The 12,426-nt window shown below is 40.7% G+C and carries 11 protein-coding genes; all 11 read left to right on the top strand.

Annotation, left to right across the window (positions count from 1 at the left end; genetic code table 11):
- Positions 1 to 50 precede the first annotated feature (50 nt).
- Positions 51 to 1,520: a NarK family nitrate/nitrite MFS transporter gene (locus GQR47_RS05940; protein ID WP_024595623.1), complete on the top strand. Its 1,470-nt coding sequence runs from the start codon at positions 51 to 53 to the stop codon at positions 1,518 to 1,520.
- 13 nt (positions 1,521 to 1,533) lie between these two features.
- Entirely contained in the window at positions 1,534 to 3,276 is a 1,743-nt protein-coding gene (locus GQR47_RS05935; protein ID WP_024595624.1) for a bifunctional protein-serine/threonine kinase/phosphatase, read from the top strand.
- A 9-nt stretch (positions 3,277 to 3,285) separates the two neighbouring features.
- Complete coding sequence (locus tag GQR47_RS05930; RefSeq protein WP_024595625.1) at positions 3,286 to 4,479, top strand: alginate export family protein; 1,194 nt, start codon at positions 3,286 to 3,288, stop codon at positions 4,477 to 4,479.
- 227 nt (positions 4,480 to 4,706) lie between these two features.
- Complete coding sequence (locus GQR47_RS05925; protein WP_024595626.1) at positions 4,707 to 6,230, top strand: FAD-dependent oxidoreductase; 1,524 nt, start codon at positions 4,707 to 4,709, stop codon at positions 6,228 to 6,230.
- Positions 6,231 to 6,256: 26 nt separating this feature from the next.
- Positions 6,257 to 8,953 carry a nitrate reductase gene (locus GQR47_RS05920; RefSeq protein WP_154903768.1) on the top strand — a complete coding sequence of 899 codons (2,697 nt, stop codon included), beginning with the start codon at positions 6,257 to 6,259 and terminating at the stop codon, positions 8,951 to 8,953.
- 16 nt (positions 8,954 to 8,969) lie between these two features.
- Complete coding sequence (gene moaA, locus GQR47_RS05915; RefSeq protein WP_024595225.1) at positions 8,970 to 9,941, top strand: GTP 3',8-cyclase MoaA; 972 nt, start codon at positions 8,970 to 8,972, stop codon at positions 9,939 to 9,941.
- A 1-nt stretch (position 9,942) separates the two neighbouring features.
- Positions 9,943 to 10,641, top strand: coding sequence for a molybdenum cofactor guanylyltransferase (locus tag GQR47_RS05910; RefSeq protein WP_139015406.1), 699 nt, complete (start codon positions 9,943 to 9,945; stop codon positions 10,639 to 10,641).
- On the top strand, positions 10,638 to 11,177 hold the full coding sequence (moaB, locus tag GQR47_RS05905) for a molybdenum cofactor biosynthesis protein B (RefSeq protein ID WP_024595223.1): 540 nt from the start codon (positions 10,638 to 10,640) through the stop codon (positions 11,175 to 11,177). The genes GQR47_RS05910 and moaB overlap by 4 nt, the downstream gene beginning before the upstream one ends.
- A 1-nt stretch (position 11,178) precedes the next feature.
- Complete coding sequence (gene moaC / locus GQR47_RS05900; protein WP_007375236.1) at positions 11,179 to 11,649, top strand: cyclic pyranopterin monophosphate synthase MoaC; 471 nt, start codon at positions 11,179 to 11,181, stop codon at positions 11,647 to 11,649.
- On the top strand, positions 11,627 to 11,926 hold the full coding sequence (locus GQR47_RS05895; protein ID WP_024603480.1) for a MoaD/ThiS family protein: 300 nt from the start codon (positions 11,627 to 11,629) through the stop codon (positions 11,924 to 11,926). Before moaC ends, GQR47_RS05895 begins: the two co-directional genes overlap by 23 nt.
- Positions 11,926 to 12,384: a molybdopterin synthase catalytic subunit MoaE gene (moaE, locus tag GQR47_RS05890; protein ID WP_024597454.1), complete on the top strand. Its 459-nt coding sequence runs from the start codon at positions 11,926 to 11,928 to the stop codon at positions 12,382 to 12,384. The genes GQR47_RS05895 and moaE overlap by 1 nt, the downstream gene beginning before the upstream one ends.
- The last annotated feature ends 42 nt before the right edge of the window (positions 12,385 to 12,426 follow it).

Below are 12,426 nucleotides of genomic sequence, written 5' to 3'. Positions count from 1 at the left end.
AAAAGAGTGGGGCATTTATAAAACAATAATACGTTTACGAGGAAATAAACATGCAACCGAGTTCTGGATTTAACTTAATATCCTTTAAAGGAAAAATGAAAGTATTACATCTGAGTTGGATGGTCTTTTTTGTGTCATTTTTTGTATGGTTTAACCATGCTCCTTTATTAGGTGCAATTGCGGGCTCGCTTGGTATTACCATGGCACAAGTTAAAACATTACTAATTTTAAATGTAGCGTTAACTATTCCTGCCCGTGTTGTGGTGGGTATGCTGACCGATAAATTTGGTCCCCGGATTGTTTATGCCGCGCTACTTATTACCTGTAGTATTCCGTGTTTTATGTTTGCTATGGCAACCACATTTGAACAAGCCGCTATAGCGCGTTTTGCGCTAGGCTTTATTGGTGCTGGCTTTGTTGTGGGCATTCGTATGGTGAGTGAATGGTTTCCTGCTAACGAGCTGGGCATAGCAGAAGGTATTTATGGCGGCTGGGGTAACTTTGGTTCAGCAGCAGCGGCTATGTTATTGCCAATTATTGCACTTATGTTTGGTGGCGAAGATGGTTGGCGTTACGCAGTAGGTTTAACGGGTGTATTAAGCGTTATATTTGGTATTATTTGGTACTTAAATGTAACCGATACACCAAAAGGCGGTACATACTTTAAGCCTAAAAAAGTAGGCGCAATGGAAGTAACCAGTAAAGGCGACTTTGTATTACTTCTTATTATGAAAATCCCTATGTATGGTGCACTAGCATTACTTACTTGGAAGCTTTCACCAACCGGTGCTAACCTAATTTCGGCTAACTTTGTACTTGCCGTGTATGCTTTTTTAGTTCTGCTTTATATTTACGAAGTGTATAAAACCTTTGACGTAAATGGTCATATTTTTAAAGAGCCTGTACCTGAGTCTCATCGTTATGAATTTAAGCAAGTGGCTGTTTTAAATATTTTATATTTTACAACTTTTGGTTCTGAGCTTGCAGTTGTATCTATGTTACCGCTATTTTTTATGGATGTGTTTGCGCTTGATATGGTGTACGCGGGTATTTTAGCCTCAGCTTATGCATTTATGAACTTAGCATCTCGCCCAGGTGGCGGTTGGATTTCAGATAAATTAGGTCGCCGTATTACCCTTATTGTACTTACAACGGGTCTTGCTGTTGGTTATTTTGTAATGGGCTTGGTTGATGCATCTTGGCCTTTATGGCTTGCAGTTGTTGCGGCTATGGCGTGTTCGTTCTTTGTGCAAGCTGGTGAAGGCGCTGTATTTGCCGCAGTACCGCTAATTAAGCGTCGTTTAACTGGGCAAATAGCTGGAATGACAGGTGCTTACGGTAATGTAGGTGCAGTAGTGTACTTAACGGCATTGTCACTTGTTGATTATCAAACTTTCTTTTTCATTATTGCGGGTAGTGCATTACTTGGTCTAGCTGCACTGTTTTTTATGAGAGAACCAGATGGCCATATTACCGAAGTAAATGAAGACGGCACCGTTGAACTTATTTCAGTGACTTAAGGCATTATTGACTATGTTTGATGAAACACTCCACGCTAAATCGCTAAAAAATGAACTCAACGTTTCATTTGGCGGGCACAGTGCTAAAGGGTTAAAAGCAGAAAACCAAGATGCGTTTGCAGCTCTCAATACCAAAGCGCAAGAAAAAGAGTCTAAAGGCGTTATTGCCTGCTTAGCCGATGGGTGTTCATCAGCAAAAAATGCTAAACAAGCGTCTCAACTTTCGGTTACTCATTTTATAAATGAGTATTTAAATACCCCCGAAAGTTGGGCGGTTAAAAAGTCAGTGTCGAAGGTGTTAGCAAGTTTAAATCAGTGGCTTTATTCGCAATCGGTTAATTACAATCACTTAGGTCAGCGTCAAGCCGATTGGATGACGACTTTTACAGCACTTATTTTAAAGTCGGCAACGGGTTATATATTCCACTTAGGTGATACGCGTATTACTCGCTTGCGAGGAAATAAAATAGAGGCAATAACACGGGATCACAAAGTAAACGATACGCTAACGCGTGCTCTTGGCGCGCAACTTCATCAAGAAATAGATGTATACGAGGTTGACCTAAAAGCAGACGATATTTATATATTAACCTGCGATGGCGTACACGATGTGCTCCCAAGTAGTGATATAGCTAAATTAATTAACGAGTACACTAATTTAGAAAATGCAGCTAAAGCAATTACCGAACTTGCATTAGCACGAGGCAGTGACGACAACGTAAGTTGTTTACTGGTAAAAGTAGAAAATATTGCCGAGCAAAAGTTAGATGAACTTTACCATTCGCTAACACGACGAAAAATTCCACCTGCGCTTAATGTTGGGCAAAAAATTGATGATTACACGGTTATTCGTAAATTACATGCTAGTAGTCGCTCGCACATTTATTTAGTGCAACAAGCGCCCGATATACCGCCAGTGGTTTTAAAAGCACCTTCGGTTAATTTTGAAGACGATGTGCACTACCTTCAAGGCTTTATAAGAGAAGGCTGGGTAGGGCAACGCATAAACCATTTAAACGTGATGAAAGTGCTAAGTACGCAATCGCAGAGTCGTTTTTTGTATCATATTTGTGAGTACATGGACGGGCAAACACTCAGTGATTGGAAGCACGACGTGCCGCACCCAGAAATAACTCAAGTACGCAGTATTATTGAACAAATAGTACATGCACTAAGGGCGTTTCAGCGACTCGATATGGTACATCGTGATTTAAAACTCGATAATGTAATGATAGATGCGCACGGTAAAGTAACGCTAATAGATTACGGCACAGTAAGTGTTGCGGCCATGGACGAGTCGGTTAAACAAATTGCGGATGATTGCCCGCAAGGCACTGCCGACTACACCGCACCCGAAACACTTATTACTATGCACGCCGATTTTAAAAGTGATTTGTTTTCACTTGGCGTGATTGCATATGAGTTATTGTGCTCAAAATTGCCTTATAAACCACTGCCACTTAACCACGTAGCGCCAAAAGATTACAGCCATTGGCATTACACAAGTATTCGTAAATACAGAGCCGATATTCCGTTTTGGTTAGATCAAGCCCTTATGAAGGCGCTTGCCCCTAAACCTGAGCTCAGATACCAAGCTTTTTCTGAGTTTATAAACGATATCAACAAACCTAATCCTTATTTAGAAAGTACCGCTAATAAAAGTTCAATAATGAAACGCGATCCAGTTATGGTGTGGAAATGTATTTCGCTGTGTTTATTTATTGCTTTGGTATGTGTATTAATAATTAAAACTTAGAGAACCAAAATGCTTAATTACAAGAACAACTTACCTATTATTTTTATACTGGGTTGCTTCACTGCGCCTTTAATAAGCCAAGCTGCGCAAACTGATCTTGATTTTAGACTGCGCTTTGAAAGCGTTGATCAAGAAAATGCTCTAAAAGATGCAAGCGGCTTAACACTTAGAACCCGCTTAACGCATCAAACAGACGAGGTGAATGGTTTTTCAGCACTTATTGAAGTAGAAGACACTCGCAGCCTATTGGGCGTAGATGATTACAACAATACAGTGGGGAAAAACACTAATTATTCTGTTATTGCAGACCCAGAAAACACCGAGATAGACCAAGGCTTTGTTAAATATGTACGCGATGGTCTATCGCTAAAAGTAGGGCGCCAAATAATAGCTCTTGATGGGCAGCGTTTTGTTGGGCACGTAGGTTGGCGCCAAGACAGACAAACCTTTGATGCCGCGACCATTAATTACGCATTTAATAACATAAATTTACAGTACAGTTATTTAAATAAGCGTAACCGCATATTTGCTGACGATAAAGACATTAAATCGTCCGATCATTTAATTAATGCAAGCTTTAAAACAGACTACGGTAAAGTGGTTTTATACAGTTACTTATTAAGTGACGATGCACTACAAGACGACAGTTTAGATACTTATGGCGTTTCTTTTAACGGTAATAAAACCCTAAACGACATAAAATTTTATTACAAAGCGGAGTATGCAACGCAGTCTGCTTCAACAAGCGTGAGTGATTTTGATGCCGATTACTATGCACTTGAAGGCGCTGTCGATTTAAATGGGTTGGGCATAAAAACAGTAACATTAAAAGTTGGCATAGAGTCACTTGGCTCTGATAATGGCGATTACGGGTTTGCAACACCGCTTGCCACGTTACATAAATTTAATGGTTGGACAGATACGTTTTTAAATACACCCACACAAGGTTTGAACGACACTTACATAAGCTTAAACGGTAAAGCGTTTGACGGAAAATGGCTGGTGGCTTATCACAGTTTTGATGCTAATGAGCAATCAAATGGGGTTGACGATTTAGGCAGTGAACTAAACGTACAATACGTTAAACCTATTAATAAACAATACGCAGTAGGTGTTAAGTATGCTGATTACTCAGCGGGCGATACTGCTGCTAATAAAGTCGATACTCAAAAATTGTGGGTATGGATGAGCGCTAAATTTTAACCCTCTCTATCTTCTAATATTCACTTGTAATTTATAGCGACACACGATGGTGCAATTGCACCATCTTGTGGGACTTTATGCTTTTCACCTCTGCACCAATGTAGGCAACTTGCTGATTTTAAATGCTTATATATTTGGCTTACATATTGCTACAACAAACCTATAACAAATTATTCGATTTCAATTTTAGTCAATTACTAAAATAGGTATCACTTTAAGGTGGGTGAATGTTAAGCAAGCAGCGTGTTGTAGTGGTAGGAAACGGAATGGTCGGGCACCATTTTGTGCAACAGCTAGTTTCTCAAAATCAAGCTGATGAGCAATTTGAAATTACGGTACTTAGCGGTGAAGACCGTTTAGCGTATGACCGCGTACAACTATCCTCTTTTTTTAAAGGCAAAACCGCAGACGACCTCGCACTTACATGTAATAAAACCTATGACGATTGGCAAGTACGCTTTCATACTCATTCTAAAGTGGTTGATATAAATCGTGATACGCAAACTGTAACGACCGCTAAAGGGGAATTGTTTGAATACGACAAACTTGTGCTTGCTACAGGTTCATTCCCATTTGTACCGCCTATACCGGGTAAAGATCGCGAGCATTGCCTTGTTTATCGCACCATTAACGATTTACACGCAATAAAAAATTCAGCCCACGGCAGCAAAGTAGGCGTGGTAATTGGTGGCGGTTTACTGGGGCTTGAAGCTGCAAACGCATTAAAGCAATTGGGTTTACAGACTCACGTAATAGAATTTGCACCGCAACTTATGGGTGTACAAGTTGATGCTGGTGGCGGTCGGTTACTAAAAAACAAAATTACGGATTTGGGCGTTACTGTACATACAGCGGTAGCAACTGAGGAAATAGTAGAAGGCGAAAGTTGCCGTTATAAAATGTGTTTTAAAGGTGGCAAAACCCTTGAAACAGACATGATTGTATTTTCGGCGGGTATTCGCCCTTATGATAATTTAGCCCGCGAGTTTAATTTAGAGTTAGGCGAGCGCGGCGGTATTGTAATTAATAACCACTGCCAAACGAGTGATAAAAACATATACGCTATTGGTGAATGTGCACTGTGGAATAATTTTATTTTTGGCTTAGTGGCACCCGGTTACGCCATGGCTAAAATAGCAGTTGGGCATATTTTACAAGATACGCAGCAAGGTACTTTGCAAAGTACTGGCTTAGACAATAAAGCCGATGAATTTAATGGTGCCGATATGAGCACCAAGCTTAAATTAATGGGTGTTGAAGTAGGCTCTATTGGCGATGCACATGCACGCAGCGAAGGCGCAATAAGCTATTACTTTGAAGACCAAGCCAATGGTATTTATAAAAAAATAGTCACTAACTCACAAAGTAATAAGCTGATTGGCGCGGTACTTGTTGGCGATACCAGCGATTACGACAATTTGCTGCAATATCATTTAAACGACATTCAACTTACCACCGCTCCCGAAGCGCTCATTATGCCCCTTGCCGGCGACATAGCAGAGCTAAGCGCCGATGACTTGCCTGATGACGCCATTATTTGCGCTTGTCATAAAGTAACTAAACACACCATTGAACAAACAGTCGCTAAAGGCTGCATAGATTTGGCAAGTGTGCAGCAAAGCACCAAAGCCAGTACAGGCTGTGGAGGGTGTGAAAAGCTCGTTCAAAATGTAATAAACAGCGCGCTCGCTAAGGCAAGTAACACTATTAACGTAGTTACCCTTAATGAGCCTGTAAAACAGCCTGCATAAATTAAAGCACACTAAAAGAGAGCAGTATGACAACCGCAAACACATCACCAACTATAAATAAAACGAGTTTAAAACAAACAACATGTGCTTACTGTGGTGTAGGGTGCGGTGTTGATATTTCACTTTTTAATAATGTGCCAACCAAGCTTGAAGGCATGCGAGAGCACCCCGCAAACTTTGGTCGTTTATGTGTAAAAGGCACGCATTTGCTAGACACCACAGGCAGTGATAACCGCTTAACGTCGCCCCTCATTAATAATAAAGCAGCCACGTGGGATGAAGCAACCGACCACGTTGCCAATAAATTTAACGACGTAATACAAAAGCACGGACCCGATGCGGTGGCATTTTATGTGTCAGGGCAGTTACTTACTGAAGATTACTACATCGCGAATAAATTAATGAAAGGCTACATAGGTTCAGGCAATATCGATACAAATTCGCGCCTGTGTATGTCATCTGCTGTGGCAGGTTACAAACGCGCTTTTGGTGAAGACGTAGTGCCGTGTACCTACGAGGATTTAGAGCAAACTGAGCTGCTTATTTTAATTGGCTCAAATGCAGCGTGGACTCATCCGGTTTTGTATCAGCGAATGGAGCGTGCAAAACAGCTTAACCCAAATATGAAAGTGGTGGTTATTGATCCGCGTAAAACTGACACCGCTGAGCTTGCCGACACATTTCTAAATATAAAACCAGGCAGTGACGCCGCACTTTATAACGGTTTGCTTAATTATTTAAATGAGCATAGCCACCTCGATACGCAATTTATTGCTCAGCACACAAACGGCTTTGAAAGCGCATTGCAAGAGGCACAAAAGTGGAGCTGTGAGGCAGTTAGCGACTTTTGCGATATAGCAATTGAGCAAGTTACTGAGTTTTATGCGCTATTTGCTAAAAGCCCAAGTGCGATTAGCTTTTATTCAATGGGTATAAATCAATCAAGCTCGGGTGTAGATAAATGCAACGCCATTATTAATGCACATTTAGCCTCAGGTAAATTACTTAAGCCAGGCAGTGGTCCGTTTTCGATTACTGGGCAACCTAATGCGATGGGCGGGCGCGAAGTAGGTGGTTTGGCTAATCAGTTAGCGGCGCATTTAGATATTGAAAACGAAGCGCATCAATCACTTGTACAACGTTTTTGGCTCTCGCCAACTATCGCTAAAAAAGCAGGCAGCAATGCCATTGATATGTTTGATGAAATAGCCGCAGGCAAAATAAAAGCAGTGTGGATAATGGCAACAAACCCAATGGTGAGCTTGCCAAATAACGCTGCAATTAAAAAGGCATTAGAGACCTGCGAGCTGGTGGTTGTATCTGACTGTATTGCAAAAAGTGATACATTAAAATTTGCCGATGTTGCTTTTCCATCAACCGGATGGGGCGAAAAAAACGGCACAGTAACTAACTCAGAACGCAGAATATCAAGGCAACGCCCGTTAGTAGCGCCTTATTCGGGTGCTAAAAATGATTGGCAAATTATGTGCGACGTTGCTAAAAAAATGGGCTTTGAAGGATTTGATTTTATAGACCCAAGTGGCATTTTTGAAGAATGGGCACAATTAACCGACTTTGAAAATAACGGCAGCCGATTACTAAATCTTTCTGGTTTAGTTGGGCTCACAAAAAGCCAGTACGATAACTTAAAACCCATAATGTGGCCTGTTGTTAAAAATCAGCCTTATAAAAACGGTCAGGTTTTTACAGATAACCAATTTAGCACCGCTGATAAAAAAGCGCGTTTTATACCCATAACGCCGCAATTACCTGTGCAACAAACATCAAGTGATTATCCGTTTATAATGAACTCAGGACGTATACGCGACCAATGGCATACCATGAGCCGCACAGGTAAAAGCACTGCGCTTTCATCGCATATTACACGCCCGTACATTGAAATTAATCCGCTTGATGCCAGTAAATTAGCAATTAAACAAAACGATTTAATAAGTGCAATTGCCCTAACTGGGCAGGTTACCGCGCATGCAAAAGTAACCGATGCCGTGCGCAAAGGTGAATGCTTTATGCCTATTCATTGGAATAAGCAATTTGCGTCATCAGCAACAGTAAGTGGGTTGTATCAATCGGTAGTTGACCCTCTATCTGGTCAGGCTGAGTGCAAACACGGTGCTGTTAATATAGTTAAAGCACCCTTTGTGCAATATATGCAGCTGTTTACTAAAAACGAACTTGTTATAAACAGTGATTTTTGGCTCAAAGTTAATGCTAGTAATTGCTTTAATTACCAATTGGCGCTTAATGAGCCACAAAGTGATTTACTGTATTACTGCCAAACCTTAACTGGTTTACAAGGGCAGTGGTCGGCTATGAATACGGCAAAAGCCATGCATGTGCAGTGTATTCAAAACGATCAATTAGCGTTTGTTGGTGTTATTTCTAATGAACAAAAAGAAATATCACTTGAGTGGATAAACCATTTGTCTGCAGAGCCATTACTGACTTTTACACAGTTACAGTCTTTGCTTTATGCAACCCCCGATGAAGAATTTACCCAAGGCGTGCAAGTGTGTAGCTGCTTTAAAGTAAGAGAGCAGCCAATTATAAACGCCATTAAAAACGGTGCAAACACAGTCGAGCAATTGGGGTCTGAACTTAAATGTGGAACGAACTGTGGTTCGTGTAAAACACAATTAAGCCAATTAATAAAACAACATTACAAAGCAGGTTCTAGCAGCATTGATGTTGCGGTTGTAATGTAAACAAACAAGGAAGCATATGCTTAATGATCAATTTGGTCGGCAGTTTAACTATTTGCGCCTCTCAATAACCGATGTATGTAATTTTAGTTGTAGTTATTGTTTACCAAACGGGTATCAGTGCGATACGCCGCGTAATTTTTTAAATAAAAACGAAATTAGCACGCTAGTAAATGCGTTTGCAGAGCTAGGTACTAAAAAAGTGCGTATTACAGGTGGCGAACCGTGCTTGCGAAACGACGTCACCGATATTATAAAACTCTGTAAAAACACGCGCGGCATAGAAAAAGTAGCCATTACTACCAACGGGTTTAATTTATTAAAGAAAATTGATGAATTTGCAGAAGCTGGGCTTGATGCGCTTAATGTCAGTATTGATAGTTTAAATTCGAGTATGTTTAAACTCATAACAGGGCACGACAAACTTAACCTTATTTTAAAAGGAATTGAACGTGCGGTAGAGCTGGGCATAAAAGATATAAAAATAAATGCAGTGCTTGCCAAGCAGTTTAATAAAAACCAATTGAAGGATTTTTTAGCGTGGGTAAAACACCACAAAGTTACAGTACGCTTTATAGAATTAATGGAAACCGGTGACGGCGCCACCTTTTTTGAAGAAAACCACTTAAGTGGGCAAACGGTTAAAGCCCAGCTTTTAGCTAAAGGCTGGTTACAAGTAGTTAGGGGAAAATTAAACGGACCCGCTGAGGAATTTTGTCATCCTGATTACGATGGTCGTATTGGTTTAATAATGCCTTACAGCAAAGATTTTTGTAAAAGCTGTAATCGCTTAAGGGTATCGGCACTGGGTAAATTACACTTATGCTTGTTTGCCGAGCAAGGTATAGATTTACGCGAACTACTCAACGAGGACGATACTGCAGCGACCGTAAAGGCAATTCGAGCCGCTATGGGCAATAAAGAAATAAGCCATGAGCTGGATAAACGCTTAACAGGTGCGACAACTCACTTAGCCATGTTAGGCGGCTAATATGGAAGCTAATATAAAATCTAATATGAAAGTTAAGCGAGATTTTACAGGCGTTGTGCTTGCTGGTGGTAAGTCATCAAGAATGGGCACAGACAAAGCCGATTTAGTTTTAAAAAATAAAACGCTATTGCACAATGCGTGTGATTTATTAAAAGACGCAGGCGCTAAAAACATACTTATAAGTCGCAACGTTACAAATCCAGTCAAGTCATTGAACCATTATTCACAGAGCGATTATCCCTCAGAAAAGTACGTTAAAGATATATACCCAAATAGTGGACCCCTTGGCGGAATTTATTCCACATTAATAGCCACTGAGCACGACTTACTTATTACTGCGGTAGATATGCCTCTACTTACGAGTAGTTTGTTAAGCGCAATAGTGCTGGCTTCTCAGTCAAATAACGTACAAAGTGTGAGCAATCAATTAAATCAGTCACAAATACATGCTTGGCACTTTGAAAATGAACCACTACCGCTGTATATTCGTAATACAAGCAGTGTAAAAAATCATTTAAAACACATACTCACAAACGCTAACAGTCATAAATCAATAAAACAGTTTACCCAAAGCATTGGTGTGCAAACGCTTTTATGTAATAAAGCGCACGCATTAATAAACACCAATACACCGGCGCAATTTAAAGCTGTAAATGAGCATTTTGACCAAAGCATTAATCAATTAAGAAGAACATTATGAGTCACACAACTGAGTCACAAATAGCATTAAACATTGCCGTAATGACGGTAAGCGATACACGCGATGCGATTACCGATACTTCTGGTCATTACTTAATTAAAGCGCTAACTGAAGCTGGTCATCACTTAGCTGATAAAGACATAGTTAAAGATGATGTTTACCAAATGCGCGCTATTGCATCACAGTGGATAGCCGATGACACCATTCACGCTATTTTAGTGACTGGTGGTACAGGATTTACTGAACGTGATTCAACACCTGAGGCATTTGCGCCGCTGTTTGATAAAAGCGTAGACGGCTTTGGTGAGCTATTTAGACATATATCGTACGGTGAAATTGGTAACTCAACTATTCAATCTCGTGCACTTGCAGGACTTGCTAACAACACCGTTATTTTTTGTATGCCAGGCTCTACAGGCGCATGTAAAACTGCCTGGACAGGCATTATAAAAGATCAACTTAACTCAATGCATAAACCATGTAACTTTGCACCGCACATTACTATTGGTAAAAAGTGTGAATCGCGTGAGCAATAGTATGTTGAGTCACGTTGACGAAAACGGCCAAGCGAATATGGTTGATGTATCGCTCAAAGACGTAACCTTGCGCGATGCCTCAGCTGAAGCATTTATTAGCATGAGCAAGCTTGCCTTTGAACAAGTAATGCTTAATCAAAACAAAAAGGGTGATGTGTTAGGCGTGGCACGCATTGCAGGTATTCAAGGCGCTAAAAAATGCGCTGATTTAATTCCGCTTTGTCATCCGCTTGCACTTAGTAAAGTCGCTGTTGATTTTGAACTTGATGAAGCAAACAGCCAAATTAAAATAACCAGCTACTGCAAACTTGCAGGTAAAACGGGGGTTGAAATGGAAGCGTTAACAGCGGTATCTGTGGCTAGCCTTACTTTGTTTGATATGTGTAAAGCAGCCGACCCACTAATGGAAATTAGCGGCATGCGCGTTACTCAAAAAGCAGGGGGCAAAAATGGTAGTTGGCAACGCGATTAATCCAAACGATGTTGTATCTAGCGCCCAAAATGTAGAGTTATTGTTTTTTGGGCAACTAAAAGAGCGGTTAAAGTGCAGTAAATTAAGTCTTGAGATTACGCAGCCGCTTACTATTTCAGAGCTTAAATTAAAATTAGTGAGTCAATACCCGCACTGGCAACCGTGGCTGGAAGAGCGTGAGCTACTTGCAGCGCTTAACCAAACTATGTCATCAAGCGACGAAATAGTGAAAGCAGGGGATGAGCTTGCCTTTTTCCCGCCGGTTACAGGTGGCTAATGAGCATACATATTCAAGTACAAACCGATGATTTTAATGTAGGTGACGAGCACAATACGCTTTGTAGTAATAATAAAAGCGATGGCGCTGTTGTCACCTTCACAGGTTTGGTAAGAGAGTTCAGCAGTGGCGATAACGTTATTGTACTTGAGCTTGAACACTACCCTGGTATGACCGAGCAACTCCTTCAATCTATTGCAGAGCAAGCACAAACTCGCTGGCAACTGGCGCGAATATCTATTATTCACCGCGTTGGTTACTTAGCACTTGGCGAGCAAATTGTATTTGTAGGCGTAACGTCCCGCCATCGCCAAGCCGCGTTCGAAGGCGCACAATTTATTATGGATTACTTAAAAAACCACGCCACGTTTTGGAAAAAAGAGCACTTTAAAGACTCATCAAATTGGGTTGAGTTTAAACAAAGTGACAAACAAGCGCTGGATAAGTGGGAAAAGTGATGCAGATATTTCATTACTTGTGCTCTACAGAGGTTATATAGC

This window comes from Pseudoalteromonas sp. Z1A2 (genome assembly GCF_011378755.1).
GTDB classification, from domain to species: Bacteria; Pseudomonadota; Gammaproteobacteria; order Enterobacterales; family Alteromonadaceae; genus Pseudoalteromonas; species Pseudoalteromonas distincta.
This window is presented reverse-complemented; position numbering and strand designations above follow the sequence as displayed.

Coding starts and splice junctions, on each gene's coding strand:
- moaB (WP_024595223.1), top strand. CDS start 10,638: ATGAGTCACACAACTGAGTCACAAATAGCATTAAACATTGCCGTAATG.
- GQR47_RS05920 (WP_154903768.1), top strand. CDS start 6,257: ATGACAACCGCAAACACATCACCAACTATAAATAAAACGAGTTTAAAA.
- moaE (WP_024597454.1), top strand. CDS start 11,926: ATGAGCATACATATTCAAGTACAAACCGATGATTTTAATGTAGGTGAC.
- GQR47_RS05930 (WP_024595625.1), top strand. CDS start 3,286: ATGCTTAATTACAAGAACAACTTACCTATTATTTTTATACTGGGTTGC.
- GQR47_RS05940 (WP_024595623.1), top strand. CDS start 51: ATGCAACCGAGTTCTGGATTTAACTTAATATCCTTTAAAGGAAAAATG.
- moaA (WP_024595225.1), top strand. CDS start 8,970: ATGCTTAATGATCAATTTGGTCGGCAGTTTAACTATTTGCGCCTCTCA.
- GQR47_RS05910 (WP_139015406.1), top strand. CDS start 9,943: ATGGAAGCTAATATAAAATCTAATATGAAAGTTAAGCGAGATTTTACA.
- GQR47_RS05925 (WP_024595626.1), top strand. CDS start 4,707: ATGTTAAGCAAGCAGCGTGTTGTAGTGGTAGGAAACGGAATGGTCGGG.
- moaC (WP_007375236.1), top strand. CDS start 11,179: ATGTTGAGTCACGTTGACGAAAACGGCCAAGCGAATATGGTTGATGTA.
- GQR47_RS05895 (WP_024603480.1), top strand. CDS start 11,627: ATGGTAGTTGGCAACGCGATTAATCCAAACGATGTTGTATCTAGCGCC.
- GQR47_RS05935 (WP_024595624.1), top strand. CDS start 1,534: ATGTTTGATGAAACACTCCACGCTAAATCGCTAAAAAATGAACTCAAC.